At 44.3% G+C, this 25,193-nt stretch carries 32 protein-coding genes; 28 read left to right on the top strand and 4 right to left on the bottom strand.

What is annotated here, in order from left to right; genetic code table 11:
- The first annotated feature begins 121 nt into the window (after window positions 1-121).
- From GS501_RS04960 to GS501_RS04945, 4 genes are read left to right on the top strand one after another with little or no spacing between them, the layout of a single operon-like run.
- A complete protein-coding gene (locus GS501_RS04960) occupies window positions 122-1,501 on the top strand; it encodes a hypothetical protein (protein WP_160830779.1) in 1,380 nt (459 codons plus the stop codon).
- A 2-nt stretch (window positions 1,502-1,503) separates the two neighbouring features.
- A complete protein-coding gene (locus tag GS501_RS04955) occupies window positions 1,504-2,259 on the top strand; it encodes a phage baseplate protein (RefSeq protein ID WP_160830778.1) in 756 nt (251 codons plus the stop codon).
- A 4-nt stretch (window positions 2,260-2,263) separates the two neighbouring features.
- A complete protein-coding gene (locus tag GS501_RS04950; protein WP_160830777.1) occupies window positions 2,264-2,563 on the top strand; it encodes a phage baseplate plug protein in 300 nt (99 codons plus the stop codon).
- Window positions 2,560-3,711, top strand: a complete 1,152-nt coding sequence (locus GS501_RS04945; protein WP_160830776.1) for a hypothetical protein — start codon at window positions 2,560-2,562, stop codon at window positions 3,709-3,711. The genes GS501_RS04950 and GS501_RS04945 overlap by 4 nt, the downstream gene beginning before the upstream one ends.
- A 12-nt stretch (window positions 3,712-3,723) precedes the next feature.
- On the opposite strand, the gene GS501_RS04940 is transcribed toward GS501_RS04945, so the two are convergent.
- The gene (locus GS501_RS04940; RefSeq protein WP_160830775.1) at window positions 3,724-4,389 is read right to left on the bottom strand and encodes a hypothetical protein; all 666 of its coding nucleotides are present in this window, start codon (window positions 4,387-4,389) and stop codon (window positions 3,724-3,726) included.
- A 353-nt stretch (window positions 4,390-4,742) separates the two neighbouring features.
- On the opposite strand from GS501_RS04940, the gene GS501_RS04935 reads away from it, so the two are divergent.
- Complete coding sequence (locus GS501_RS04935) at window positions 4,743-5,375, top strand: hypothetical protein (RefSeq protein ID WP_160830774.1); 633 nt, start codon at window positions 4,743-4,745, stop codon at window positions 5,373-5,375.
- A gap of 11 nt (window positions 5,376-5,386) precedes the next feature.
- On the opposite strand, the gene GS501_RS04930 is transcribed toward GS501_RS04935, so the two are convergent.
- Window positions 5,387-6,052: a hypothetical protein gene (locus GS501_RS04930; protein ID WP_160830773.1), complete on the bottom strand. Its 666-nt coding sequence runs from the start codon at window positions 6,050-6,052 to the stop codon at window positions 5,387-5,389.
- Window positions 6,053-6,136: 84 nt separating this feature from the next.
- Between GS501_RS04930 and GS501_RS04925 the strand changes: the two genes are divergently transcribed.
- A complete protein-coding gene (locus tag GS501_RS04925; protein WP_160830772.1) occupies window positions 6,137-7,018 on the top strand; it encodes a hypothetical protein in 882 nt (293 codons plus the stop codon).
- Between the two features lie 4 nt (window positions 7,019-7,022).
- Here the strand turns inward: GS501_RS04925 and GS501_RS04920 are convergent, their stop codons facing one another.
- Window positions 7,023-7,703 carry a hypothetical protein gene (locus GS501_RS04920; protein WP_160830771.1) on the bottom strand — a complete coding sequence of 227 codons (681 nt, stop codon included), beginning with the start codon at window positions 7,701-7,703 and terminating at the stop codon, window positions 7,023-7,025.
- 84 nt (window positions 7,704-7,787) lie between these two features.
- On the opposite strand from GS501_RS04920, the gene GS501_RS04915 reads away from it, so the two are divergent.
- Window positions 7,788-8,690 (top strand): hypothetical protein, encoded by a 903-nt coding sequence (locus tag GS501_RS04915; RefSeq protein WP_160830770.1) that lies wholly within the window; start codon window positions 7,788-7,790, stop codon window positions 8,688-8,690.
- Between the two features lie 12 nt (window positions 8,691-8,702).
- Here GS501_RS04915 and GS501_RS04910 read toward each other — a convergent pair whose 3' ends face one another.
- On the bottom strand, window positions 8,703-9,368 hold the full coding sequence (locus tag GS501_RS04910; protein ID WP_160830769.1) for a hypothetical protein: 666 nt from the start codon (window positions 9,366-9,368) through the stop codon (window positions 8,703-8,705).
- Window positions 9,369-9,466: 98 nt separating this feature from the next.
- Between GS501_RS04910 and GS501_RS04905 the strand changes: the two genes are divergently transcribed.
- The 21 genes from GS501_RS04905 to GS501_RS04805 all read left to right on the top strand — a co-directional run bounded on the left by GS501_RS04905 (window position 9,467) and on the right by GS501_RS04805 (window position 25,023).
- On the top strand, window positions 9,467-10,237 hold the full coding sequence (locus GS501_RS04905; protein ID WP_160830768.1) for a phage baseplate protein: 771 nt from the start codon (window positions 9,467-9,469) through the stop codon (window positions 10,235-10,237).
- Window positions 10,238-10,404: 167 nt separating this feature from the next.
- Window positions 10,405-11,025 carry a hypothetical protein gene (locus GS501_RS04900; protein ID WP_160830767.1) on the top strand — a complete coding sequence of 207 codons (621 nt, stop codon included), beginning with the start codon at window positions 10,405-10,407 and terminating at the stop codon, window positions 11,023-11,025.
- Window positions 11,025-12,161, top strand: coding sequence for a hypothetical protein (locus GS501_RS04895; RefSeq protein ID WP_160830766.1), 1,137 nt, complete (start codon window positions 11,025-11,027; stop codon window positions 12,159-12,161). The genes GS501_RS04900 and GS501_RS04895 overlap by 1 nt, the downstream gene beginning before the upstream one ends.
- A 134-nt stretch (window positions 12,162-12,295) precedes the next feature.
- Entirely contained in the window at window positions 12,296-12,649 is a 354-nt protein-coding gene (locus GS501_RS04890) for a hypothetical protein (protein WP_160830765.1), read from the top strand.
- Window positions 12,636-13,859, top strand: coding sequence for a baseplate J/gp47 family protein (locus GS501_RS04885; protein ID WP_160830764.1), 1,224 nt, complete (start codon window positions 12,636-12,638; stop codon window positions 13,857-13,859). Before GS501_RS04890 ends, GS501_RS04885 begins: the two co-directional genes overlap by 14 nt.
- Window positions 13,859-14,530, top strand: a complete 672-nt coding sequence (locus GS501_RS04880; protein ID WP_237442452.1) for a DUF2612 domain-containing protein — start codon at window positions 13,859-13,861, stop codon at window positions 14,528-14,530. The genes GS501_RS04885 and GS501_RS04880 overlap by 1 nt, the downstream gene beginning before the upstream one ends.
- A gap of 1 nt (window position 14,531) precedes the next feature.
- The gene (locus GS501_RS04875) at window positions 14,532-15,629 is read left to right on the top strand and encodes a hypothetical protein (protein WP_160830762.1); all 1,098 of its coding nucleotides are present in this window, start codon (window positions 14,532-14,534) and stop codon (window positions 15,627-15,629) included.
- Window positions 15,630-15,639: 10 nt separating this feature from the next.
- Complete coding sequence (locus tag GS501_RS04870) at window positions 15,640-16,098, top strand: hypothetical protein (RefSeq protein ID WP_160830761.1); 459 nt, start codon at window positions 15,640-15,642, stop codon at window positions 16,096-16,098.
- A gap of 173 nt (window positions 16,099-16,271) precedes the next feature.
- Window positions 16,272-16,913 (top strand): hypothetical protein, encoded by a 642-nt coding sequence (locus GS501_RS04865; RefSeq protein WP_160830760.1) that lies wholly within the window; start codon window positions 16,272-16,274, stop codon window positions 16,911-16,913.
- Window positions 16,910-18,532, top strand: a complete 1,623-nt coding sequence (locus GS501_RS04860) for a GH32 C-terminal domain-containing protein (protein ID WP_160830759.1) — start codon at window positions 16,910-16,912, stop codon at window positions 18,530-18,532. The genes GS501_RS04865 and GS501_RS04860 overlap by 4 nt, the downstream gene beginning before the upstream one ends.
- A 13-nt stretch (window positions 18,533-18,545) precedes the next feature.
- Window positions 18,546-19,169 (top strand): hypothetical protein, encoded by a 624-nt coding sequence (locus GS501_RS04855; protein ID WP_160830758.1) that lies wholly within the window; start codon window positions 18,546-18,548, stop codon window positions 19,167-19,169.
- Complete coding sequence (locus GS501_RS04850; RefSeq protein ID WP_160830757.1) at window positions 19,166-19,600, top strand: hypothetical protein; 435 nt, start codon at window positions 19,166-19,168, stop codon at window positions 19,598-19,600. The genes GS501_RS04855 and GS501_RS04850 overlap by 4 nt, the downstream gene beginning before the upstream one ends.
- A gap of 73 nt (window positions 19,601-19,673) precedes the next feature.
- Complete coding sequence (locus GS501_RS04845) at window positions 19,674-20,153, top strand: hypothetical protein (RefSeq protein WP_160830756.1); 480 nt, start codon at window positions 19,674-19,676, stop codon at window positions 20,151-20,153.
- A 95-nt stretch (window positions 20,154-20,248) separates the two neighbouring features.
- Window positions 20,249-21,136: a PhzF family phenazine biosynthesis protein gene (locus GS501_RS04840; RefSeq protein ID WP_160830755.1), complete on the top strand. Its 888-nt coding sequence runs from the start codon at window positions 20,249-20,251 to the stop codon at window positions 21,134-21,136.
- A 237-nt stretch (window positions 21,137-21,373) separates the two neighbouring features.
- Entirely contained in the window at window positions 21,374-22,912 is a 1,539-nt protein-coding gene (locus GS501_RS04835) for a glycosyl hydrolase family 28-related protein (RefSeq protein WP_160830754.1), read from the top strand.
- A gap of 399 nt (window positions 22,913-23,311) precedes the next feature.
- Window positions 23,312-23,566: a hypothetical protein gene (locus GS501_RS04830; protein WP_160830753.1), complete on the top strand. Its 255-nt coding sequence runs from the start codon at window positions 23,312-23,314 to the stop codon at window positions 23,564-23,566.
- A 12-nt stretch (window positions 23,567-23,578) separates the two neighbouring features.
- Complete coding sequence (locus tag GS501_RS04825; protein ID WP_160830752.1) at window positions 23,579-23,860, top strand: hypothetical protein; 282 nt, start codon at window positions 23,579-23,581, stop codon at window positions 23,858-23,860.
- 95 nt (window positions 23,861-23,955) lie between these two features.
- Complete coding sequence (locus tag GS501_RS04820; protein ID WP_160830751.1) at window positions 23,956-24,216, top strand: hypothetical protein; 261 nt, start codon at window positions 23,956-23,958, stop codon at window positions 24,214-24,216.
- A gap of 33 nt (window positions 24,217-24,249) precedes the next feature.
- Window positions 24,250-24,519: a hypothetical protein gene (locus GS501_RS04815; RefSeq protein WP_160830750.1), complete on the top strand. Its 270-nt coding sequence runs from the start codon at window positions 24,250-24,252 to the stop codon at window positions 24,517-24,519.
- A 43-nt stretch (window positions 24,520-24,562) separates the two neighbouring features.
- Entirely contained in the window at window positions 24,563-24,796 is a 234-nt protein-coding gene (locus GS501_RS04810) for a hypothetical protein (RefSeq protein WP_160830749.1), read from the top strand.
- Window positions 24,796-25,023, top strand: a complete 228-nt coding sequence (locus GS501_RS04805; RefSeq protein WP_160830748.1) for a hypothetical protein — start codon at window positions 24,796-24,798, stop codon at window positions 25,021-25,023. The genes GS501_RS04810 and GS501_RS04805 overlap by 1 nt, the downstream gene beginning before the upstream one ends.
- Window positions 25,024-25,193: the final 170 nt, after the last annotated feature.

Here is a 25,193-nt window from a genome sequence, read left to right as displayed (position 1 = left end):
CTATCCGCCCCGATGGCCCTTGTGCTGGGGGCAAAGATGGCCACGCTGCACGAGCTTAAAACGCTCTATGATGCTGAAGATATGTGGTTGATGTGGGAAGTCGCGGCTGTGGAGCGTGTCAATGGCAACAATTCTTGATCAACTCATAACATCGCCAGGGCTAGACTTTGGCGCTCTCAGCCATGCGGCCCAACAAGAGGCGGATGGTTTTGCAGCGTTGCGGCGGGAGACAATGGGGGCTTTGGCTCTCTTTACGGGAGGGAAATCTCTTGCGGGATTGTCTTATGACATCACGCAAGTAACGGCCTCTTTAGGGGAGATTGCGCGCTCTGTGGAGATTGCTCCCCAGACGCTTCTTCAATTACGCCAGGCGGCGCAGAGTGTGGGTGTTGCGCCAGGGGATGTGGATACACTCTTTTACGCTCTCCAGGCGCTTAAGGTAACCTCCGAGGGGCGGGCGACCCTCGCACAGGCCTCACAGCAGCTTGGGGTGGAGCTGTTGGATGATACAGCGCGTGTGCGTGGGGATGTGTTGGACCAACTCCATGCCTCCCCTCGCTTTAGAGAGCAGAGCCAGGAGCAGCAAAGCGCCCTCCTCCATCCCATTGGTGGTTCTGCTGGGATTGTGACGTTGGTCACAGCGCCATCCTACACGCAGCTGGTGCAAAAAGCGCGGATGAGCGTGGATTGGGCGACACTGCAGGAAACGGCTGATGCCATTATGGCAAAGGTTTTTCGGGATATTGAACCATCACTCGACAATTTTGCAAAAGCACTGAATTCTCTTGAGACGGTCTCTTCTTTAGAAGGGCTTGAGCGTGGGGAGAATGGGGCTCTTTTAGCGTCCCTTTCCGCCATGATAACAGCGCGTGGTGTTGTCTCTTCCCTCACCTCCTCAGAGGCTGTTTCTGGCTTGCATGAGACAGGGGAACAGAACCGCCCATTGGCTGATTGGTTACGTCATGCGATTGGTAGTGGGGATGGCAGCCTCTCAAACCGTATGATCACGCATCTCTTCCAAGATGGCGGAGTAACCGGGCTAAACCAGGCGGGAAATGGCTCATTTTCTGGGGAAAATTTAAGGGGTGATATATCCCAATCCTCTCTCGCAGCCCTTCGTGATATTGTGCAGTCTCACCTGTACTCTGACACGGTGTCTCCCCCCGTTTCCGTATTGGGAAATGGTGGGGCTTCTGTCAGTGCAGGAACACGCCAGACGGTGCCCACCTTAGGGGGTGAGGAGGCTCTGCAAAAAGTGATCCACTCTCAACATTATGCGGACACGCTGTATTCAATGATGGTGGACCGCCTGGCGCAATTGTCTGACTCAGCTTCTGTGGCGGCAGTAGAGCGCGCTTATACCACCAATAATACGACCAATTCTCCTGTTATTACGATTAATGTTTCCGGCACGAATGGCACGCCTGAAGAAACAGCCAATACAATCCGCACCAAATTGGCCAATGCATTTTCTTCCACCCCTGATTTCTTTGTGGAATAATCATGAAAATACTTTCATCACTTGAAGGCACCCTCACCTCTTTTGGGGGGCAGGCTTTGGATGCCTGGGCCATTACCCGCAGTGCGAAACATTGGGGTGTTTTTGCGCGCGTGCCGGATAATTCAAACAAGGTATCTAACACACAAATTGCGCAGGGAGACCAAGCAAACCCGAACGTGCCGGCCAATGGGACAAAGCTGGAGTTTAATGACGGCAGTGGCAATAATGTTAAAATCCGTAAAATCCTTTCTGCGGCCCATGTTGGCGATGTGGATATTACCAGAAAATCCGCCATCAGCACGGCCCCACAAGAGGATGGATCATTTGTTTCTTATAACAAAGTGATGTCACCTTATACGATTACCATTGATATGATTTGTGATGGGTCGGACACAGGGAATATTGGGGCAAACCTTCTGCCTTTCTTTTTGCGTGGTAAAAGCCGTGAGGCGCCCGCTATTAAAAGGCAGATTATTGAGGCGCTTGATTTCCTCGTACAAGATACAAATCTTTATTACGTTTCGACACCGGAAAAAATTTATAGAAACGCCAATATTATTGCATATGAAGTGAAACGCGGCATAGCTAACCCTAATGGCCCTAAATTGGGTGTGGATATGCTGGCCATTCAATTAACAATGCAAGAAGTTCGAAGTACACAGTCGTTTAGAAATAGGAATAGTGAATCACAATATCCACAAGGTGCACCAGTGCAAAATAATGGCAGCACACAACCGACCATGTTAGCGAAGTCATAAAAAGATGATTTATTCTATCCCATTGGATGCTCTGCCTTCTCAGGAAACCTCATGCACGTTAAGCGGGCAAGCGTGTCGTTTTTGGGTGCGTCAGCTGGCGACGGGGCTTTATATTGATGTTTGGGTCAATCAAAATGCAATTGTTTCCGGGTGCCTTTGCCGGAACAATGTCGATATTTTGCAAAACCCTGCTTCCCCACTTCCAGGAACTTTGATGGTGGTGGATCAGCAAGGGGCGCAAGACCCAGATTATACTGGGTTGGGGGACCGTTACTTGCTCATCTATACGGAGCGTTCCTCATGAGTGATTATGAACCACGCACGACTCTCTCTGCTGTACCGAATTCTTTTTCTCGGAAACAGCTAAAAGTTATTTTCCATATGGTCAATTTAGATAATTCAAGGGAAACGCTTACGTTAGATGTTGGCCATCGTATCAAAGCGCATATTTCTAAAATGGGGATGAAAAGTGGAGCACAATTAGAACTAACGATTGAAGGTATACAACAATTTTATATGGATCGGTTGTCCCATATTCAGGATAATAATGTGGATGATAATAATGCCACATTAAGGGACCCTTCTAAAACCACTGTTACGGTTTTGGCGGGAGAAGAAGGAAAACAGACTTTTATATCTGTTTTTTATGGTGTCATTACCGAGGCTTTTGCTTCTTTTTCTGGAGGGTCCAGCACCTTTAAAGTAAAAGCCAGCACGATTAATTTACTCGCAAAAACTCTTTCTCCTCCTTATAGTCGGCGTGGATCTGTCCTTGTTTCTTCTCTCTTAGCCGATATATGCAAGAGAGCTGGGATAATATTGGTAGATCATGGGGGATGGAAAAATCGAACCCTGACAAACCATTATGGTGAGGGCACAGCCTTAACTCAAATTAGTAAAATTATTGCCGCTGTAAAATCAACCTTCAATTATATTCCATTCCCTCTGACAGAAAACGATAAAGGCATTTCTCCTATAGGAGAATTACATATATGGGGGCCTCATTATAACGAGGAACGAGATGATGAGGAACAAATTAAAAATGATCAAAATATTCCTATTATTTCATCAGCTACAGGAATGATTGGTTATCCAGAATATTCACCAAGCGGTATTAATTTTTTCACCCTTTTTCGCCCTGATCTTTCTTTTTACAAGCCTGTTTATATCGATAGTGCTTATATTCCTGGAGCATGGCAGCTAGTAAAGGGCGCGAAAACTAATCAAGATGGGCAAAAGATTCAAGCAGCTAATAAAAATTTTGATGGCTTATGGCTTCCCAAGCGCATCGATTATTATCTGACCTCCGAAGTCGCCGACCCTGTCGCTTTTAAACCAGATGGCCCCGATGGAGGCAACTGGTTTACCTATGTGGAATGTCAGCGTAGTGACGTAAGCCCAGCCTACGTTCCTAAAGATAAACCTAAGGACGATAAGGACAAGAAAAAATAGAAAATGAATGGATCAAGGAAAATACCTGGGATTACAATCTCTCGTTATAGATTCATTTTTTAGACGGTGCAGACTATCTTCATAAAGAGCTATGTCTCCTTCACGAAGCACGCCTCCTTTACCTCTACGTAAAAGGTAAATGATCTGACCGGCAAGGCTTGTACATCCAGATATTTGATAGCCTTCACGCGTAAAAATTGTGGCAATATTATTGAGTTCTGTGAGTGAAACGCCTTCTTTAAGAAAAATTTCATAAGCTTCTTCAGGATGATTTTGAAAAAAGAGCTTACCTTGGTAATCACTGTCTTGATTGGGATCATAAGGTTCTTCTTTTGGAGGAGGGCGTTTGATGACTCTCATCTCGCAGACACCACCGGCCTCCATATTGGCAATGCGGTCACTATTCATTTTACTCTCGGACCATTTGCCATAGTCCATCAGGAGAATACCAGCCGTGGTTGCACAGGCTGAATCGGGCACGTTATTCATGGCCCAAATGGCATTGTGCGCTAAGCGAGCTTCCAGCCCCATTTGACGGAGCTCAGACTCATATCTTAGCTCATTACTACGTTGAATAGCTCTAATTTGATCATAGGATTGTGCAGCCCCGACATTCGGCCACGCTACCCCTACTAAGGCTAGCGCCATGGTAGAAATGGCGAATAATCTTTTCTTCATGGCGTGTTCCTTTCCAGAGGCTCCATGACCTTTCTATATAGATCAAAAGAGAGGAAAATAAAATGGTGGTTGGTCAAGGATAATGTGGGTGATAAAATCATTACGATAAGGGATTTTTCCAAAACTACTGTTACGGTCTTACGGGAGAAGAAGGAAAGCAGGCCTTTGTATCTGTTTTTTATGGCGTTATTACCGAGGCTTTTGCTTCTTTTTCTGGAGGGTCCAGTACCTTTAAAGTAAAGGCTAATACGATTAATTTACTCGCAAAAACTCTTTCTCCTCCTTATAGTCGGCGTGGATCTGTCCTTGTTTCTTCTCTCTTGGCCGATATATGCAAGAGGGCTGGTATAATATTGGTAGATCATGGTGGTTGGAAAAACCGAACTTTAGTGAACCACTATAGTGAAGGAACAGCCTTAACGCAAATTAGTAAAATTATTGCCGCTGTAAAATCAACCTTCAATTATATTCCATTTCCTGTAACAAAAAATAACGAAAGTAATTCTCCTATAGGAGAATTACATGTGTGGGGGCCTCATTATAATGAAGAACGAGACGACGAAGAGCAAATTAAAAATGATACGAATATTCCTATTATTTCATCAGCTACAGGAATGATTGGCTACCCAGAATATTCCCCAAGCGGGATCAAGTTTTTTACTCTCTTCCGCCCTGATTTTTCCTTTTATAAGCCTATTCGTATTGAGAGCCGTTATATTCCAAGTGCGTGGCAAGTAAAAGGTCGTAAGGGAATGAATCAAGATGGGCAAAATATTCAAGCACCATATAAAAATTATGACGGCTTATGGCTTCCCAGGCGAATTGACTATTATCTGACCTCCGAAGTGGCTGATCCCGTCGCTTTCAAGCCAGATGGTCCCGATGGAGGAAATTGGTTTACCTACGTAGAGTGTCAGCGTAGCGATGTAAGTCCAGCCTACATTCCCAAAGATAAAGCTAAGGATGACAAGGAAAAGAAAAAATAGAAGATAATAGACTAAGGGAAATACCTGGGATTACATCCTACTTTTTCAGGTTCACCAGTGAGTTGGTATAAGCTGTCTCTGTAAAGGGGTCTGTCTTCTTCGCGGGGTGTATCTCCTTTTCCTTCACGTGCAAGATAAATGATTAAGCCGGCAAGGGCTGTACATCCAGATATTTGATAGCCTTCACGTGTAAAAATTATGGCAATGTGATTAATTTCTTCCTGCGACACCCCTTCCTTGAGGAGAATTTCATAAGCCTCCTCAGGGTGGTTCTGAAAAAAGAGCTTACCTTGGTATTGAGAATCTGTATTGGGATCATAAGGTTCTTTTTTGGGTGGAGGGCGTTTGATGACTCTCATTTCGCAGACGCCGCCAGCCTCCATATTGGCAATGCGGTCACTATTCATCTTACTCTCGGACCATTTGCCATAGTCCATCAGGAGAATACCTGCTGTAGTCGCACAAGCTGAATCTGGCACGTTATTCATGGCCCAAATGGCATTATGCGCTAAGCGAGCTTCTAGCCCCATTTGACGGAGCTCAGACTCATATCTTAGCTCATTACTACGTTGAATAGCTCTAATTTGATCATAGGATTGTGCAGCCCCAACGTTCGGCCACGCCGCCCCTACTAAGGCTAGCGCCATGGTAGAAATGGCGAATAATCTTTTCTTCATGGCGTGTTCCTTTCCAGAGGCTCCATGAACTTTCTATATAGATCAAAAGAGAGGAAAATAAAATGGTGGCTGGTTAAGGAAAATATGGGTGAGAAAATCGTTACGATAAGGGATTATTATAAAACCACTGTTACAGTTTTAGCAGGAGAAGAAGGGAAGCAGACCTTTGTGTCTGTTTTTTATGGTGTCATCACTGAGTCATTCGCTTCTTTTTCTGGAGGATCTGGCACACTTAAAGTGCAAGCAAATATCATTACATTACTTGCAAATATTCTATCTCCTCCCCATAGTCGGCGTGGTTCTGTTTCTTCTCTTTTGTTTGATATCTGTAAAAGGGCGGGCATAACATTAGTAGATCATGGAGGATGGAAAGACCGAACTTTAACCAACCATTATAGTGAAGGTTCTGCTCTAACGCAGATTAGTAAAATTATTGCGTCTGTGAAATCAACATTTGACTATATTCCGTTACCGGCGACCGAAGAGAATGGCAGTGCTGCCCCTACGGGAGAATTACATATATGGGGACCTCATTATAATGAGATGACTGATGAAAGTAATAGGAATGCGCCTATTATTTCATCAACTACAGGAATGATTGGTTACCCAGAATATTCGCCAAAAGGTATTAATTTTTTCACTCTTTTTCGCTCTGATTTTTCTTTTTATAGGCCTATTCGTATTGATAGCCGTTATATTCCAGTCGCATGGCAGGTAAAAGGCGGTACGGGAATGAACCAAGATGGGCAAAAGATACAAGCACCACATAAAAATTACGATGGTTTATGGCTGCCTAGACGCATTGATTATTACCTAACCTCTGAAGTTGCCGATCCAGTTGCTTTCAAACCAGATGGGCCTGCTGGTGGAAATTGGTTCACTTATATAGAGTGTCAGCGTAGCGACGTTAGCCCGGCCTACGTTCCTAAAGAGAAACCCAAAGATGATAAGGAAAAGAAAAAATGATAAATCAAGGATAATGATTAGGATTGCATCCCCTATTTTCAGGGGCTCCTTTAAGATCATCCAAGCTGTCTCTATAAAGAGCCATGTCTTCTTCGCGGGGTGTGTCTCCTTTTCCTTTACGTGCGAGATAAATAATCAGGCCAGCAAGGGTTGTACATCCAGACGAACGATATGTTGAGCGTGTAAAAATTGTAGCAATATTATTGAGTTCTATAAGTGAGACGCCTTCTTTGAGAAGGATTTCATAAGCTTCCTCAGGATGGTTCTGAAAAAAAAGTTTTCCTTGATACTGAGAGTCCGTCTTTGGATCATAAGGCTCTTCTTTGGGGGGGGGGCGTTTGATAGCTTTCATCTCACACACGCCACTGCTTTCAATATCGGCAACGCGGTCATTATCAAAATTGATACTACGTGAAATGGTGGACCGGCTTTCATAATCACCAAGCAATAAACTGGCTGATGTAGCACAGGCTGAAGCGGGCCAATTATTCATGGCCCAAACGGCATTATGCGCCAGTCGAGCATCTAAGCCCATTTGACGAAGTTCAACTTCGCTTCTTTTCATGGCATATCGTTCATTGGCTTGAACTTGGTCATAAAATGACTGTGCAGCCCCGACATTCGGCCACGCCACCCCTACTAAGGCTAGCGCCATGGTAGAAATGGCGAATAATCTCTTCTTCATGGCGTGTTCCTTTCCAGAGGCTCCATGAACTTTCTATATAGATCAAAAGAGAGGAAAATAAAATGGTGGCTGGTTAAGGAAAATATGGGTGAGAAAATCGTTACGATAAGGGATTTTTCCAAAACCACCGTTACGGTTTTGGCAGGAGAAGAAGGAAAGCAGACCTTTGTGTCTGTTTTTTATGGCGTTATTACCGAGGCTTTTGCTTCTTTTTCTGGAGGGTCTAGTACCTTTAAAGTAAAAGCCAGCACAATTAATTTACTTGCAAAAACTCTCTCCCCTCCTTTCAGTCGACGAGGATCAGTCCTTGTTTCTTCTCTTTTAGCCGATATATGCAAAAGGGCTGATATAATATTGGTAGATCATGGGGGTTGGAAAAATCGAACCCTGACAAACCACTACAGTGAAGGCACAGCTTTAACACAAATTAGTAAAATTGTTGCCGCCGTAAAATCGACTTTCAATTATATTCCATTCCCTGCGACTGAAGGCGATATAAGTAATTCTCCTGTAGGAGAATTACTTATATGGGGACCTCATTATAATGAGGAACGAGATGACAAGGAGCACATTAAAAATGATAAAAATATTCCCGTTATTTCATCCAGCACAGGAATGATTGGTTACCCAGAATATTCAGCAAGCGGTATTAATTTTTTTACCCTTTTCCGGCCCGACATTTCTTTTTACGGGCCTATTCATATCGATAGTGCTTATATTCCTGGAGCATGGCAACTAGTAAAGGGCACGAAAACTAATCAAGACGGGCAAAATATTCAAGCAGCTAATAAAAATTTTGATGGTTTATGGCTTCCCAAGCGCATTGATTATTATCTGACCTCCGAAGTTGCTGATCCCGTCGCTTTTAAACCAGATGGCCCTGATGGTGGCAATTGGTTTACCTATGTGCAATGCCAACGAAGCGATGTAAGTCCCGCCTATATTCCTAAGGATAAACCTAAAGACGAAGGGAAAGAGAAAAAATGATATGGGGTTAGATTAGTGATAATGATAAGGATTACAGCCTATGACTTCACTTTCATCCTTAAGGTCGTCTAAACTATCTCTATAAAGGGGCATGTCTACTTCGCGAGGCATACCTCCTGTTCCTCTATGTATAAGTAAAAGGATCTGTCCGGCAAGGTTTGTGCATCCGGGAGAATAATAAGTTCCATGGGCAAAAAGTGTGGCAATATTATTCAGTTCTGTAAGTGAAACACCTTCTTTGAGAAATATCTCATAAGCTTCCTCAGGATGATTTTGAAAAAATAATTTTCCTTGATACGTACTATCTTTCTTTGGATCATAAGGTTCTTTTTTGGGTGGGGGGCGTTTGATGACTCTCATTTCGCAGACGCCACCGGCTTCCATATTGGCAATGCGATCACTATTCATTTTACTCTCGGACCACTTGCCGTATTCCATCAGGAGAATACCAGCCGTGGTTGCACAAGCTGAATCCGGCACGTTATTCATGGCCCAAATGGCATTATGCGCTAAGCGAGCCTCTAGCCCCATTTGACGGAGCTCAGACTCATATCTTAGCTCATTACTACGTTGAATAGCTCTAATTTGATCATAGGATTGTGCAGCCCCGACATTCGGCCACGCCACCCCTATTAAGGCTAGCGCCATGGTAGACATGGCGAATAATTTCTTCTTCATGGCGTGTTCCTTTCCTTCTTCGTCCTTCTCTTTCTATCCTTAACGGGTTTGGCCGTTTTTGTCTTTCTTCTCTTCATCATTGAATGTGAGTTGTTCTGATGTCTTCTTCATCCAATAATATTCCCTATCTCAATCGTAATACAGCGCGTAGTAATTTGAGTGATAGTCTTGATACGCTTATTGCGGATAGTTTACGCAGTATTGGCCCTTCTATGTTGGTGCGTGTGGAGGCTGTGCATGGTGGTGGAGTGGCTTTGACTGGGAAAGTCGATGTCCGTCTGTTAATTGATCAACAAGATGGACTTGGTCGGCCGCATCCACGTGGGATTGTGTATGATGTGCCGTATCTCCGTATTCAGGGAGGTAATTCTGCACTGATTGTGGACCCTAAACCGGGAGATATTGGCTTTATTGTGGTTTCTGGGCGTGATCACTCTCATGTGGTGGTCAACCGGGCCCCGGCCCCGCCGGCCTCTTCCCGCCTCTTTGCCGTGCAAGATTGTGTATATGTTGGGGGCTTTCTCAATGACGGACCGAACCAATATGTGCATTTTACCGATACAGGCATCCGCATTATCACACCTGGAAAGGTTGAGGTGCAGGCGGGTGGTGATGCGACCATTCAAACCCAAGGGAGTGCGTCCATCACGGCTCAAGGCAATGCGTCTTTGACCGCGCTTGGTACTGTCTCCGTTACGGCGGGTGGGCCTGTGAGTGTGCAGGCTTCTGCCATGACGGTTGGCTGTAATCTGTCCGTTTTGGGGGATATCCACGCAACGGGTGACGTTGTGGCGGGCAAGATCTCCCTCACCAACCATGTGCATCCTGGTGTGAAGGCTGGGACTGACAAAACTGAGGCACCGCAATAAATTCTATCCATAAATTGATATGTCATTATATCAGAATTTATACATATAATTCCTAGTATATATCAAGTAATTACTCCATTAATACTTAATGAGTTTTGTAGAATTTATTGCGCGTGCTCTCTCTTCCTTCTCTATGATAGGTCTTTTACGGAAATAAGGTATTCATCATGAAACTTGTATCACAATCCCCTATTGTCCCAGGGGAAGCGTCCACCGCGACCTTTTTGGGACAAGATGAAAATGGGAATGTTACTTCTGTTAACGTTAAGCTTCCCCCTGGAAAGGCGGCGACGCTTCCGCCTAACCTGGCAACAACGGATATGCTTTCCGAGTTTGTATCGGGAACGTTGAATTTAACCTCACAATCTCTGCCAGCCTTAGGGGCGCATTGGGATGGAGGGGATTATCCTACCTTGCTTTATGGGTCATTTTCTCAAATCTATTCGTCTAATTTACTTGGAAGTAATGCTTCAAACCTTTACTTAACCAATATGGGGAATGTTGTCCCTGAAATGCCGACAAAGCGCCGCACGTTGGTGCAAAACTTTTTGGCAGAAAATATTCAAGATGGGGATACCATTCCCTTCCCCCGTTATTACACCTCAGATGACGTGATGGTGTTTATCACGCCAAAAACGCCGTCCTCGTCTGGGTCATGGTCCCCGCCTTTATGTGGGGTTACGCATACAAATCGTTACGGTTTTGGATTGTCGCGTTTTTACACTGACGGTACATCCGCAAATGTTCCGGGTGAGATTGCGATATTGGCGATTGGGAGTATTGATTAATGGAACAAATGGCTTATTACGCAATCGTTAATAGTACTGATGACTTATCAAAGCCGGCCCCTGTTTTGGGGTGGGTTTCTCAGCCGATGTCCTCCCCACCTTATCAGGCTGCGCAGGGGTTTCAGGCGGTTCGTCTCACGATTACAGATGATGCCTGGGCGGCTTTGATGGCGTCGCCTCAGACGCCTAAAGAAGTGTATCAGAACAAGATTGCCCCTTATGACCGCCCTCCTTCCACGGACCAAGGGCCTACTGGGCCAACGGTTCAGCATCAGAACAGTATCGTAAGTGTACCCCTTTCCCCAGACTGGGAGACGAGAGGGCATGTGAATGATGGCGATGTGATTAAGGGTTACCTTAGCTATGCGGGTGGGATTTCTACCTCTCTTGGCGTAGGTGATACCTATGCTCAAGGTCCTTCTTGGACGTATATTCACCTTAAACCCGCTCAGCAGCCCAATGCTCCACAGACGGCGCCGGATCTTTACTTGACGTTTAACCAAAAGGGCGAGTTGGGGTATAGTGAATTACAGAATAACGGTATTCCTCAATATCACTTTGTCTCTAGCCCTTCTGACATTTACCATGACACGGCGATCGTCAAAACCGGGGTGCGGACCCAGCAAAACCGCCGGGACCCGATCTATTTGGCCGATCAGAACGGCATCTTTCATGGTGTGACAGAAAACGCGGTAAGTGGGACTTTCGGTAGTAACCCTTCAAAAGGCGAGAAGCCGCTTTACACGCTTTTCTTAGGGGCGGATGAAACCTCCTTTACCTATGCGGTTGATCCAGGAAATTCTGACCCGAATAACCCTACTCTTTCTTGGGGGACATTACCGACAGCGAAAGGTGTCTTGCAAGGGACGGCAGGGCTTGCCCGTAAGCAATGGGATGCGCGTGTGGGTAGTTATGGCGAGACCTTGGGGATTTATAACGATATTGGCCCTGCTGGTGCTTTTGCGGATACGAAGATTACGATTGAAGCTTTCCCGATTGATGCCGGGCTTGTTGGCCGATATCAGGCGCCTATCTGTCTGCCGATTGCCAATAAAGATGGTACATGCAGCAGCTTCACCTTTTATGGTCCATCCGCTGCTTTTTACCGCTTTGTTGCGACAGGACGTCTTGCCTAAAGCGCGCGTGCCACAGGCGGGATTATGGGATTGTCCATCATCATCTCAGCCTGACTAAGCGCAGTATATGAGATTTATACGCTATTTTAGTGCCGTCCTATAAGGGCGGTTTTTTATACCCATAGGATCACCCAATGACGAGTTTACAACTTGATGCGGATATCTGGGATATTGGTCTTGATGGTACTGGCAACCTTGCTCTTGCGACAGGTCAGCTGAGTGTTCTGCAAGATGTATGCTCAGCGGTGCAAACGTGGCTGGGTGAGGTGATTTATGACCTCAATCTCGGCGTGCCTTACAGTGATGAGCTGATGGGTGGCAGTGAAGCGATCGCCTTTTATGCGTCTGATGTTGAAGATACTGCGGGGCAAGTACCTGGTGTCTCATCAGCCACATGTTACAGCCTTTCGCTTACTCCAACCCGTCGGCTTACCGGCGTCCTAGCCGTTACCATGACCAATGGAGAAACAGATTATGTCGCTTTCTAGCCCCTCGACATCCGTACCGGCCCCGCGCTTAACGGATGCTGGGTTTGTTGCCCCATCAGAACAAGATATTCTAAACGGTAGACAAAATGACCTCAACACGGCCCTAGGGGGGAACGCCAATATGGCGTTAAGCACCCCTCAAGGGCAGATTGCTTTAAGTGAAACCGCTATTTTGGGCGATGCTTTCGCGGCGATCTTAGAGGTTTTTAACGGTATCGACCCCGCGATTGCCTCAGGCCGTATGCAAGAGGCAATTGGGCGTATTTATTTTATGGAGCGCCGCCCCGCCACCCCAACGACCGTCAGCGTGCAAGCCGTAGTGACAGCGGGTGGACAGAATATTCCAGTCGGCACAGCGCTTGCGATAGACCCGGATGGTAATCGGTATCTCACCTTATCGTCTGTCACACTGCCTACCACGGGGCCAGCTACTCTTGAACTCTCCTGTGAAACGGCTGGGGCGATCGCCTGCCCTCCTAATAGTTTGCAGCTTTATCAAGGCGGTGTAGGGATTGCCTCCCTCACCAACCCACAAGCGGGAACGATAGGAGAGGATGTTGAAAACCGTGCCCATTTTGAGCAACGGCGCCAAGCGACCGTTGCGGCGAATAGTGAAGGACAGAATGCCTCCCTCCTCGGTGCCTTACTGGAAGTAGACGGTGTAACGGATGCTTATGTGCAAGATAACCCAAGTGGTCATGTAACCGTTATCAATGGTATTTCCATGCCAGCGCACGCGATTTATTGTGTGGTGGAAGGTGGAAAAGACGCTGATATCGGTCAGGCTATTCTTTCACGCAAATCCCCAGGCTGTGCGATGATCGGTGGTCAGGATGTTCTTGTTCAAGACACGAACCCTGCTTATGATGGGCGTGGACCGTTTTACACATTTGCGTTTGACCGTGCTCAGGCCTCACCGCTGTCTATTTCCATTACATTATCTAAACTGGCTGGGGTTCCTCTCAATGGGGGTGATCTTGTGCGTGATGCGTTATTATCTGCTTTAGCCAGTGGGTCATTACGTGCGCGTATGGGAAGCACGATTTATGCTTACCGTCTCTCGAGCGTTGTGAATGCCTTAGGCGATTGGGCAGAGGTTTTATCCCTCACCATATCAGCAGGCACGCAGAAAAATGTGCAGCGCCTTACCCTTCCTATCAATCAGATTGCTACGGCAACCCGTGAGACGATTTCAATCGAGATGGTGTGATGAAGGATATTCGTGCAACTATTTTAGCTCAATATGCGAACAGCCCTATTTTATTGAGTATTATTGAGCAATTTAATGCTGCTATCGACCCTTATGCGCTTATAGACACCTTTTACAATCATGTCTGGAACCCAAGCACGGCCACAGGATGGGGCCTTGATGTGTGGGGTCGTATTGTTGGTGTCAGCCGTGTTTTTAAAGTGAATCTTCCACAATATTTCGGTTTTCTAGAAGCTGATGATGGTTCTGATACAGCGCGCCCGTTTAATAATGGTATTTTCTACGGCAAAGATATCCCCGCTGATAGTTATGTTCTGTCGGATAATGATTATCGGAAGGTTATTTTTACAAAGGCGGCAGCCAATATTTCTAATGGTTCTATAGCCGATATTAACCGGCTTTTGATGATCCTCTTCAGGGATAAAGGCCGTATTTTTGTCTCTGAAGGAACGATGAGCAACTATTTTGGTTTTTCTGAGGAAGAGTCTCCTGAACTGCCTGTTCAACCATTTAATTTTGGCACGTGGGGAGATAGCAGCGCCTTTGGGGGCGGACCAATGAATATGACAATTTGCTATAGTTGGGATTTATCCCCTTTAGAAATGGCCATTATTGAATCAGGTGTTTTCCCTCGCCCATCCGGCGTTAGCGTTCATTATCAAAGAGTGTAACATGAAAAAAAGCGATACAGCAGCGGTCTTTCCTATTCCTTTTGGCGCTCAGGCTGATGGAAGCCTAGAGACCTACCCTATCCCTGTGAATACAGAAGAAAAAGGCCGTGTTTCTATTCTCAAAGGTTTTCCTGTTGAGAATTTTACGCCGATTTCATCGGGGGGGATTCCTCCTGCAGGAGCTGATTTTAACGGTCTATTTCGGACATTGTCTGAGGCTATTCGTGCCAGTGAGTCCGGCGTTATCCGCCCCTATAATGCGGCTTACGCACAAGAAATTGGCGGCTATCCGCAATCGGCATTAGTCTCTGATCCCGCAAATCCAATACGTTTATTTATCTCAACGATTGATGATAACCTTGCTAATGCGACGAATGACAATTCTGGAGCCTGGTTCTCTCTTTCTGATAGCACAGCTGCAGCGATTAATAATGAGTCCCAAAATCGTAACGCGGCTCTTCAAAGTCTCCATAATCAAATTGATGCTGAGCTGGGGAATAAGGTCTCCCGTTCTGGTGATACCATGACGGGGGATTTGAATTTACAGGGTAATATACAGGGAAATAATTATTACGGTCGGACCGTTAATAGTAATGTTCCTGGATCACAAGCTGCGGCAAGCCTGCAACTTTTGGGAAATATAGGAGCCGAAAAAGCAGCACTTTCTGTAACGGGGAATGACGGAAAAAAACATAGCTGGTTCTTTGGCTCGGATGAGAGCATTACGACATCCGATGGTGGGCTTGTTCCTACATTGCAAGGAACAGGACGAGGTGGAGACCAGGTTTTTTGGGTACAAACGAAACATGATATCTGGATACCATTTCCCACTCCTTTTGCGAATTTTGCCTTAGATTCTAATGGAAATGGTAATATTTGTGTTTTCATAACGCCTTCTCCTGTTTGGGGAGATGGTAATGATAATGACAATAATTCCGTGGTTGCTACAGTTAACCGTAAGAACAATCAGGTGGTTGATATGGATGGAACTGGGTTTCGTGCTCGAATAAACCATTTTTATACAGGCCATGGTCCTGATGGCTACGAAGATTCGCTCGATAATATGACATGGTTTATGGTTCGAGCTGTTAGTATTTGAGGATAAGACAATGAATAATGATACATTAGATAGTCGTAAAATTACCTGGCCTGATCGTTATTATGGAGTTATTGACCCAAGCCATCCTAGACCACAACAAATTTTGGGGTGGTATGATACGTGGAATTTAGGATATAAATCGACGCTATTCCTACCCCAAAACAAGATGGTGCCACTCACACAAGAGCAATGGGATTGGCATTTTTTGTCTGGGAATAGTCAAGCACAGATTAATGCAGATGGAACGGTATCACGCTATATGCCGCCACCTCCAGCGCCTGTTCCTCTTTCTAGAAAAGCGCGACGGGCTATGGATAGCGTTGAGAGTCAATCTTCTGTAGTTCTTGCTATGGGGGAAACTTTTGGTCCTCTCATGCGGGCTTATGTTAAAAAGCTCTATGCGATTATGAAAGGTTCTGACACAACGAGCACTGTGTTACCGACAGCTCCTTCTGATCCTACATTGTAAGACTTGATGACGACATATAGTTTTTATATCGAATTTATATTATCACTAATGATATTAACGTAATATAATTCCATCATTATTATATCGTTTAAGTATTAATCAAAACACTATGAATTACTCCATTTATAGATCGTTATAGCAGTTTTATTCCGGCAGATATTTCAGGATATATCATGAAACAAACTGATTCACCGCCTCTCTTTCCAGAGGTCTTTGCGCGGGATGCTGACCCACGTCTGGTCAATTATCCCCTTCCTTCATCGACTGAGGCGCGTGGTCGTGTCTCGATTTTGAAAGGATACCCGGCCGAAAACTTTATTCCACTGACATCGGGCGGCGTTGCCATTAATGGGGCAGATACACAAAGTCTCTTTAAAATGCTGTCTGTGGTTGCAAAAGCGAGTGAGGCCGGACAAATACGCTCTTATGATGCCGCTTATGCACAAGATATTGGCGGATATCCTCAGGGCGCTCTTGTCCGCGATAAGAATAATATTGCGCAGCTTTATTACTCACTCGTTGATGACAATATGACAGATCCTGTTCAGGATCGCGCACAAACAGCACAAGCAAAATCATGGGCTAATGTGAATTTATATGGCGGGAATGCTTCCGCCAGCGGTGGGCCAAAATTACCTGTCCGTATGATTGGCTCAACGCTTGATGCCTATGATGAGACTTTTTTCCTCAATGAAAAAGCGGAGTTGATGGTGAAAATTAGCCAACAACAGCAATGGGCTAGAAACCAGCAACAACAGGCCCGTTTGAGCCAGCGTCTCATGGCGGCTGCTCAGAAGCAAGGGATCACATTATGACGGCTATTTGGCAACCCGCAACGGCTTTGTCAGACCTTGTGCAAGTTCAAGAAGGGCTTGATTTCTCTCAATATCGCCCCTTGAACCACATTACGGCTGAACCTTTTCGGAATGATTTTTTATCTGGTCCTTTTCAACAGACAGAGAAACCTCTTCCTCAGTCAATCTATTCAACTTTATTTTGGAAAGGGAAACATCGCCCTTGGATTAATGATCCATGCCGGGCGGTATGGGATGAAAAACGTCGTTTTTGGCGGGCTTGGATGCTGACAAACGATAACCCTGATTATCCTATTTCAACATGGTCTGAGATTGTTTCTCCTGATCTAAAAAACTGGACGGTTAACCGCCTCCCTTTCTATCAGGGAAATCTTAAAACACAGATGCTTTGGGGCGGAAGTGTTGTTATTGATCATAATAATACAGCCGGCTACGGGTTTGGGGCTGTTATTTATCTCATAACTCTCCCAGTGGGTGGTACATCTCCTTACCAATCTGTCGCTCGGTTTATTGCGCCTGATCTTGGACTGTCACCTGTTTTCGATAAGATCGTTCTCGAAAATCCTGGGCCTGGTGATATTGTTCATGCCGGTTTGGATTTCCGTGATCCACGTGTTGATTGGGATGAAGAGCATCAACAATGGCTCATGAAGCAGACTGTTGATTACGGAATTGTTTTCTACGCATCAAAAGACCTAGAACATTGGACCTTTTTAAGCGTTACAAACCTTGCCGCTTGGCGCCAGGTTGAAACGCCTGATTTTGTGAAAATAACCGCAAAAGATGGGACAACAAAGTGGGTTTTACTTTTCTGTCTCAAAACATGGGATAGCAAGCCTTATGCCGGTGTTGCTTACCTTGTTGGCACCTGGGATGGTACGCATTTCACACCAGACGAGCCAACGCCTCACCTCTTCAATCATGGTCCGGATTATTACGCGCAAGCGGCTTTCCAGCATGATGGACATACCTATTGCTGGGGATGGATGGATAACTGGGTTTATAGCCAGTTACCAACTCAAGGTTTTACAGGAAATCAGACACTTGTCACGGAGCTTTCTCTCGCTCGTGCTGATGATGGATTTTACCGTTTAAACATGTCATTTCTTGAAGGGCAGCATGAAACATATTCCACCTACAAGGATTATTGGGATATCAGAATTGCCGATGATACGTCAGATAAAACATGGTCTCCCTCTATTGTTGACCCTGGTATTGCCTGGCGCGCTGATATTATTCTGAAACGTTATATGCCTCGCAATTGGTCTGATAAAATTCAGATTGATTTCTGCATTAAGGACAACAATTTTACACGGTTAGAGCTTGATCCAAATGGTGGGACTGTAACGCTTTCACGTGCGCAGTCTGGAAACCGTCCTCTCGTTACAAATGATGAGAATGCCCAGCAAACATGGTTGCAAGATCATCAAGCTCCGTTACCAATGCGGTTGTTCTATAATATCTCCATTATTTACGATGTATCGACGGTTGAGATTATCATTAATAATGAGATTTATATCTCTAGTCTTATTTTCCCCCCTGATAATGCCACCGGTATCAAGATCGCTCACCTTGGAGCCGGTGGAACTTTTATAAAAAACTTTAGACTTTCTTATTAAGAAGAGACGAACTATGCAACTTGCGTCACAAACACCTATTGTCCCTGGTGAAGCGTCAACAGCGACCTTTTTGGGACAAGATGAAAATGGAAATATTACATCCATTAACGTTAAGCTTCCGCCAGGAAAGGCAGCAACCTTGCCAGATAATATGGCAACCACCGATATGTTGTCAGAGTTTTTATCGGGTACTTTCGCGTTAGGACCGCGAGATCTTTCCGGACTTGGAGTGCATTGGAATGGCGATGGTGATAGCCCAATGTTTGTCTATGGTACATACAACCGAATATACTATTCTTCTTTACTTGGGACGAATAATGAAGATCTTTATTTGACCGATAAAGGCTATAATGTTCCTGAAATGCCTGTGCGTCGACGTACGTTGATTCAAAGCTTTACATCTGTGAATGTTCAGGATGCCGATCGTATTACCTTTCCAAAGGCTTTTACGGCAGATGATGTGCAAATTCTCATCACTGCAAAAACGTCAACGCCATCAGGAACTTACACCCCTCCATTATGTGGTTATACCAGCCTTGATCGTAATGGATTTAATTTAACACGTATCTTTTCTGATGGAACCCCCAAAACAACACGTGGCGATCTCTCTATTATTGCGATTGGATCAGTGCAATGAATACATCAGATTATTACGCTCTTGTTCAAGAAGATGCTGATCTTTCTAAACCGGTTCTAGTCTATGGATGGGATGATCAGCCACATGAGAAGGATGGATCATCACGCCCATATCATGCTTCTGCAGGGTATAAAGCCGTTAAGCTGGATATGGCGGATGAAGCATGGACTGCTCGTTTGGTGGCACCACAAACACCAACCCAACTCTATCAAGGTGTTTTATCACCTTATGAGCGCCCTGTTCCCACGGTGAAAGAACAGGCGAAAGATGCTTTACATCACGTGCATAATAGTGCGGTGATGATTGTCGCTATGGGGGGGAGTTTTGGACCACAAACACGTGATTATGTGGCAAAACTTCAAGCGATTGTGGACGGGTCTGATACGGTAAGTACTGTACTGCCTCCCGTGCCTCATGATCTAAAACAATAAGATATTATCTCTTTGTTTTTTTATAAGCCACCCTCTTTAGGGTGGCTTTTTTATAGAAATTGCAGTCCATATTATGTCTGGTTTAAACCTCTCCCAACTTAAAACGGAAATTGTGCGCCCAACTCTTAAGGCAATTGGGTTATGGTCTATTGCTGCTGAAAATCTCCTAACAGGCACGGCATTGGTTGAAAGTGGTGGGGTTTATCTTCGCCAACTTGGTTCTGGGCCTGCTTTAGGGTTATGGCAGATGGAGCCTTTTACACATGATGATTGTTGGCAAAATTTTTTGAACTTCCCTGCGCATCATAGCCTTACGGATGCACTTTTAGCGATGCAAAGCCATGATGACACGCCGGTTAATCAGTTAATGAGTAATTTGCGTTATGGATGTGCCATGGCGCGCGTGAAGTATCTTCGTGCTCCTGCCCCACTTCCTGAAGCTACTGATGCCGCCGCATTGAGTGCTTATCACAAAAGATGGTATAATACGGAAAATGGAGCGGCTGATGAACACACAAATATTCCACATTTCCTAGAAGCTATTCAGAGCTAGTTTTGATTGCAGAATATTTTATCCGGTGATCCAAAAAGATCTTTATCAGGATAAAAAATTGGCCTATCTTTTCGTGAATTTTAAACGGAATCTTTATGCCTCAGCTTCCCTTTTTTACCGTCGATGTTTTTACGAAGACCCGCTTTGGTGGAAATCCTTTAGCCGTTGTTATGGGAGATAGTTCTCTCGATGAGGCGACGATGCGTGCCATTGCCGCGGAGTTTAATCTAAGCGAGACGACTTTTGTTTTCCCGCCAGAAGACCCTTCTCATACAGCACGTATTCGTATTTTTAATCGAAAGATTGAAATGGCCTTTGCTGGGCATCCACTCATCGGGACAGCATTTATGTTGGCTATGAAAGAGCCAACACTCAGCGAGATGTTCTTTGAAATTCCTTCAGGTTGTGTGCCGATCCGTATTGAACGAGATCATGGTGGTCTCCCTCTTTCCGTAGAATTAGAAACGCCAAAGCCGCTTAGCCTTGGGGAATCTTTCTCAGCCGAGATTATTGCCAATGTGCTGGGTTTGAATGACCGTGACATAGTGACGTCGCGCCATCTCCCGGTTCTTGCCTCTAATGGCAGAGCTTATGTCATGGCGGAGATAACGCATGACGCCCTTGGGCGTTGTCTTCCCGATCATGAGGCTTTTAAAGCAGCTCTTGCAGCACGTCCTCAGGACAATAATGATTTTGCTGTTCATGTTTATGCGAAAGAAGGCCATACGCTTCATACACGTATGTTCGCCCCACTGACTGGAACATGGGAAGATCCGGCTACGGGAGGCGCGAACGTTTCGCTCGCCTGTTTACTGTTATCGCTTGAGCCAACGGCAGATAAAGCACATTTTATCATCCATCAGGGGATCGAAATGGGACGCCCTAGCAGAATGGATATTGAGGCTGTGCGATCCTCTAAAGGCATAACGGCTCTTTTACGGGGTTCGTGTGTTCCGGTTATGTCTGGAACACTTACGTTATAAAAAAGTTAATATTGTGCGATATTATGCCATAATACTTGGGTAATGATACTATTTATCTATATAAACATACCAGATATAAAGTATTTTTATGATAAGTATAATACTATGAATGTTTCATTTTATATCTACCTTATTTATCTAATGCGATGCCTCATACTTATCGCATAAATATTGATTCACGTGAGTTCGTCATTCGAATTTCGCCATGAATCGTTTTGTAACCGTTAGGATATAACGATGAGAAAAATATTCTCTTCTATTAAAGGGTTATCCTTCATTTTTGGATGTCTCTTACTATTAAGTCTCGTTCCGGCATTAGCGAATGATATAAACGCTAATTCTGTTAGCTACGCACCGAATTGGCAAAATGTGCCTTCACGTTCCGTTGCGGATAAACTGAATGACCGCCTCTCTGCAAAAGATTTCGGTGCGAAAGGAGACAGCATTACAGATGACACATACGCTATACAACAAGCTATTTATGCCGTCTGTAACCCCGCTTACACAGGAAGCGGGGGGACTGTTTTCTTTCCGTCTGGGGTTTATGTTATTTCCTCTGTTATATTTCCTTGTAATGGCGTGACGTTGGAAGGTAATAACAACGGAAACACAAGTTCAGAACAAAAAGACTGGCGTGGAACAGTGTTCAAACTCAATACCGGAGACCATAAAGCAGCGTTTGCTACCGGTATGACACAGAGTGATTATGGAAGCGGCATTCACATCTCCCATGCTTCTGTTGATGGCACCGCAATGTCTCCTACCGCAACAGTCTTTGATTTCTCGTGGCTACAACATTCCAGCATTACAGATATTGCAACTATTAATATTTCAAACCTTTTCCGTGAAGAAGGTGGTGCCGGGAATCTGATTGAAGATGTCAGCGTTATGAATCTCAAAGGGGTTGGTATTGAGTTTTTCGGAGATGCATCACAGTGTGGTACCAATAACCCTTCCCTTCTTATCGCAGATTGTCATAAACGCGCCGACCTTTTGCGTGTGTCTCGGGTGTCTTTTAATGGGGTTGTGAAGCATATCCCCAATAAGGACGATATACATTACTCAACGTGCTTTTTATATCATGATTTTGCTCAAAGTATCATCATTGACCATTCGGTTTGTGAAGATGCTAAATATGGTATCCTTGCTTATTGTTCACCCATAGAAGGTAATAATGGTGAGGCTTGTCCGGCTTATTCGCGTTTTCATGACTTTGAAGCTGAAAATTGCACACATTGTGTAGAGGCTTCCGATATTCAGGATTGGGAGTTTTATGATGGTTATTTCCTAGGTCAGGACCAAGTTAGCGATCATGTTGTACATATTTATAGCAAGAACTATGGAGGGGCAGCGACGACAGCATCCATAGGATCTTACGCGCAAGCAGTTCGTTTCCATGGCGGTCGGTTTGGTAATTCTGGCCTCTCTGTTTTAGATATGGGCATTGCTGATTTTGTTATTGATGGAGGGCAGTTCTTTGCGTCTAATCTTAGGGATCAATACAATGGAATTATGTCACCAAATATTGAAATATCTGCCAATGGGAGCACAACATTACCAACACGAGGCATTATTACAGGGAATATTCTATGTGAAGCCTCTGGCCAGCAAATTTTGATGAACGAGAATGCGTCATTTTTGAAATTTGTTCAAGGTTCTATATGGCTTGGATCAGGTGTCACAAATGTAAAAGTTTTTGGGAATGAGTATTCGCGTTGTGCGTCATCTCCACGTGATTTTAATACTTACTCATCAAATGTTATTGCCGCATTTTAATGATATTTTAATTTCAGTATTATTCTATATTGTAATTATTTTCTGGATAAAACCTTTCCTGTGTGCCTCAATTATGCGAAGGAAAGTGATCGTCGCGATAGTTTCTCTAAAAAGTTCAAAAAAACGAATAAATCCAAATTCGAAGACCATAAAATATATTCAGTTTTAGAAAAAATATAGCAGATATTATATAAGTATTTAACAAAATACTTAAAATATCACCTGTATGATCACGTAAACCAATCTAAAATAGGAATATATCTATGACCAATCCAATATATTGGGATATTAGTATGTTAGGTGGGTGTTCTGAATTCTTTAGTAACACTTGATATAATATCGGTCATCTAACGCCTATCATCTTGATTATTCCACCACATCTCAAAAGGAAGCCATATTATGGCAGACCAAATTCTAGGGGGTCATAATTATGGTGACCCCGATACATCAGATCCACGTTTTAATATGGAAAATATGATTTCTACCGTTGCACAAAACGATCTTAATGATCTTCGAGAGCAACTTGAAATCCATATGATTAAGCGTCTTTGTGGGCCAAGGACTCTTGCTTATTATCAAGGTCTTTTCGCTCTTTCGGTTGAAAACCGCGCTTGGGGAAATCTTCCTCCCCAACCAACGTCGCTTGATGAATAGGTTATTTCTAAAATGGTAGACGATGACCATGTGTCACGCGACGAAGTGAATGAAATTCGAGAACGTATTGTTACGTTAGAAACAAAACAACGTTATGCACAAGAAAGTATCCAATCTCTTTCTGATAAAGTTAGCATTCTTTCTAATCAAATGAGTCAAGGTTTTTCAGATATTTCTCTTCAAATGAGAAAATTAACAAATCAAAAAACAATGATCTTAACAATTAGTGGTGGTGCTGGTGGTGGGTTGGCTGTTGGCCTTTACTCTCTACTAAGAAATTTTATTGGTGGTTAGAGTGTAATATTATTGTGTTTCTAAAGATCATGACACGTTTTTCATTCTTATATGACCTAACGCTTGTAAGAGCGGTTTTTATAATTGGATGATTTATGATTCAAATTCTTACACGATTGCGCCAATGGGTGCAGCAGCCAACGACCCTAACAGGGTTCTCTCTTCTTGTCGGTGGAATTACTGGAGCACTTACGGGTGCTTTATCTCCTGGAATGAGCACAACATTGCTCCTTGCCGCGCTTCCAACTCTTCTCCCTGACAATTCAACAGCACGTTTGATCGGACAAGTCGTCACACCTGCCATCATCAAAGAAATTGATCGCACACGGCAACAGGATGAGCCACCCTCTACGTGACATTCTCTGACATATGATAAAAGGAAAATAGATATGACAACAGTATCTGATGTTATGACCGGGCTTAATACGCTTATTGATGGTGCACTTGAGTCCAGTGAGAGTGCCACTACTAAACTTCGTCTCCATGCACTTTCAACCATCATTGGCTCTGTGGGAGATGAACTTGTTCCCCTACTTGCGGGAAAGTACGACGTGAATGCACTTCTCGCAGCCATTCAGCGTGTGGAAACAGGTATTACTGAAACTGAAGGAGGAATTTATGAGATTCTAAAAGTGATACACTCTAAATCTCAACATTGATTTACCCATTTTCTTTAAGAAAAATTCTATAAAAGCGAGTTATATGAGCCTTTATCTTATTGTCAGTGTTTTTTTCGTTCTTATTACATTTTTATCGGCTTTGCTTATTTTTATGTACCGTTCAGGACGTAATAATGCACGCCTTTCCGAAAGTAAGCGTCACTCTTCTGAAATGGAACAACTGGCTCAGGCTACAGAACGAATGAATGCCGTTCAAGCAAATGGCATACGCAATACAACTCAGCTTCTTACTCTCCTAAAAAGAGGAAAGTTTTGATGAAAGCGTTTTGGGTGGCTTGGGCACTCCTCATCACTTCGGGGTGCACATCTGCGCGTTTCACCCCTCTTTGTCCTTCATTGATAAACTATCCGGCATTAGAGCAACAACAAGCAGCTATGGAACTTCAAACCAATCAAAATATGCAGGAACTTCCTGTAATGATGCGTGATTATGGGGTGCTGCGTCAGGAAATACGGGCGGAATGTCAGAAAAATGATATCTAAGGACAATAATTCATCACGTCTAATGATTTTCGACCCGTTTGTTTGAAACCTAATAGCACATTTAAGACGATGTTATGAGTATAAAAGATAGCGCACAGCCACATGATGAATAAAGGAATTTAATCCAGCATCTATTTCACTCAACACGTGTGAAAATATGTATATTGCCT

The organism is Saccharibacter sp. 17.LH.SD, assembly GCF_009834805.1.
Taxonomy (GTDB): domain Bacteria; phylum Pseudomonadota; class Alphaproteobacteria; order Acetobacterales; family Acetobacteraceae; genus Saccharibacter.
Note: the sequence above shows the minus strand (reverse complement) of the source record. Positions and strands in the feature narration are given on the sequence as shown.

What these genes read in the sequence shown, in the direction of transcription:
- GS501_RS04960 (WP_160830779.1), top strand. Translation starts at nt 122, where the DNA reads ATGGCAACAATTCTTGATCAACTCATAACATCGCCAGGGCTAGACTTT.
- GS501_RS04955 (WP_160830778.1), top strand. Translation starts at nt 1,504, where the DNA reads ATGAAAATACTTTCATCACTTGAAGGCACCCTCACCTCTTTTGGGGGG.
- GS501_RS04950 (WP_160830777.1), top strand. Translation starts at nt 2,264, where the DNA reads ATGATTTATTCTATCCCATTGGATGCTCTGCCTTCTCAGGAAACCTCA.
- GS501_RS04945 (WP_160830776.1), top strand. Translation starts at nt 2,560, where the DNA reads ATGAGTGATTATGAACCACGCACGACTCTCTCTGCTGTACCGAATTCT.
- GS501_RS04940 (WP_160830775.1), bottom strand. Translation starts at nt 4,389, where the DNA reads ATGAAGAAAAGATTATTCGCCATTTCTACCATGGCGCTAGCCTTAGTA.
- GS501_RS04930 (WP_160830773.1), bottom strand. Translation starts at nt 6,052, where the DNA reads ATGAAGAAAAGATTATTCGCCATTTCTACCATGGCGCTAGCCTTAGTA.
- GS501_RS04925 (WP_160830772.1), top strand. Translation starts at nt 6,137, where the DNA reads ATGGGTGAGAAAATCGTTACGATAAGGGATTATTATAAAACCACTGTT.
- GS501_RS04920 (WP_160830771.1), bottom strand. Translation starts at nt 7,703, where the DNA reads ATGAAGAAGAGATTATTCGCCATTTCTACCATGGCGCTAGCCTTAGTA.
- GS501_RS04915 (WP_160830770.1), top strand. Translation starts at nt 7,788, where the DNA reads ATGGGTGAGAAAATCGTTACGATAAGGGATTTTTCCAAAACCACCGTT.
- GS501_RS04910 (WP_160830769.1), bottom strand. Translation starts at nt 9,368, where the DNA reads ATGAAGAAGAAATTATTCGCCATGTCTACCATGGCGCTAGCCTTAATA.
- GS501_RS04905 (WP_160830768.1), top strand. Translation starts at nt 9,467, where the DNA reads ATGTCTTCTTCATCCAATAATATTCCCTATCTCAATCGTAATACAGCG.
- GS501_RS04900 (WP_160830767.1), top strand. Translation starts at nt 10,405, where the DNA reads ATGAAACTTGTATCACAATCCCCTATTGTCCCAGGGGAAGCGTCCACC.
- GS501_RS04895 (WP_160830766.1), top strand. Translation starts at nt 11,025, where the DNA reads ATGGAACAAATGGCTTATTACGCAATCGTTAATAGTACTGATGACTTA.
- GS501_RS04890 (WP_160830765.1), top strand. Translation starts at nt 12,296, where the DNA reads ATGACGAGTTTACAACTTGATGCGGATATCTGGGATATTGGTCTTGAT.
- GS501_RS04885 (WP_160830764.1), top strand. Translation starts at nt 12,636, where the DNA reads ATGTCGCTTTCTAGCCCCTCGACATCCGTACCGGCCCCGCGCTTAACG.
- GS501_RS04880 (WP_237442452.1), top strand. Translation starts at nt 13,859, where the DNA reads ATGAAGGATATTCGTGCAACTATTTTAGCTCAATATGCGAACAGCCCT.
- GS501_RS04875 (WP_160830762.1), top strand. Translation starts at nt 14,532, where the DNA reads ATGAAAAAAAGCGATACAGCAGCGGTCTTTCCTATTCCTTTTGGCGCT.
- GS501_RS04870 (WP_160830761.1), top strand. Translation starts at nt 15,640, where the DNA reads ATGAATAATGATACATTAGATAGTCGTAAAATTACCTGGCCTGATCGT.
- GS501_RS04865 (WP_160830760.1), top strand. Translation starts at nt 16,272, where the DNA reads ATGAAACAAACTGATTCACCGCCTCTCTTTCCAGAGGTCTTTGCGCGG.
- GS501_RS04860 (WP_160830759.1), top strand. Translation starts at nt 16,910, where the DNA reads ATGACGGCTATTTGGCAACCCGCAACGGCTTTGTCAGACCTTGTGCAA.
- GS501_RS04855 (WP_160830758.1), top strand. Translation starts at nt 18,546, where the DNA reads ATGCAACTTGCGTCACAAACACCTATTGTCCCTGGTGAAGCGTCAACA.
- GS501_RS04850 (WP_160830757.1), top strand. Translation starts at nt 19,166, where the DNA reads ATGAATACATCAGATTATTACGCTCTTGTTCAAGAAGATGCTGATCTT.
- GS501_RS04845 (WP_160830756.1), top strand. Translation starts at nt 19,674, where the DNA reads ATGTCTGGTTTAAACCTCTCCCAACTTAAAACGGAAATTGTGCGCCCA.
- GS501_RS04840 (WP_160830755.1), top strand. Translation starts at nt 20,249, where the DNA reads ATGCCTCAGCTTCCCTTTTTTACCGTCGATGTTTTTACGAAGACCCGC.
- GS501_RS04835 (WP_160830754.1), top strand. Translation starts at nt 21,374, where the DNA reads ATGAGAAAAATATTCTCTTCTATTAAAGGGTTATCCTTCATTTTTGGA.
- GS501_RS04830 (WP_160830753.1), top strand. Translation starts at nt 23,312, where the DNA reads ATGGCAGACCAAATTCTAGGGGGTCATAATTATGGTGACCCCGATACA.
- GS501_RS04825 (WP_160830752.1), top strand. Translation starts at nt 23,579, where the DNA reads ATGGTAGACGATGACCATGTGTCACGCGACGAAGTGAATGAAATTCGA.
- GS501_RS04820 (WP_160830751.1), top strand. Translation starts at nt 23,956, where the DNA reads ATGATTCAAATTCTTACACGATTGCGCCAATGGGTGCAGCAGCCAACG.
- GS501_RS04815 (WP_160830750.1), top strand. Translation starts at nt 24,250, where the DNA reads ATGACAACAGTATCTGATGTTATGACCGGGCTTAATACGCTTATTGAT.
- GS501_RS04810 (WP_160830749.1), top strand. Translation starts at nt 24,563, where the DNA reads ATGAGCCTTTATCTTATTGTCAGTGTTTTTTTCGTTCTTATTACATTT.
- GS501_RS04805 (WP_160830748.1), top strand. Translation starts at nt 24,796, where the DNA reads ATGAAAGCGTTTTGGGTGGCTTGGGCACTCCTCATCACTTCGGGGTGC.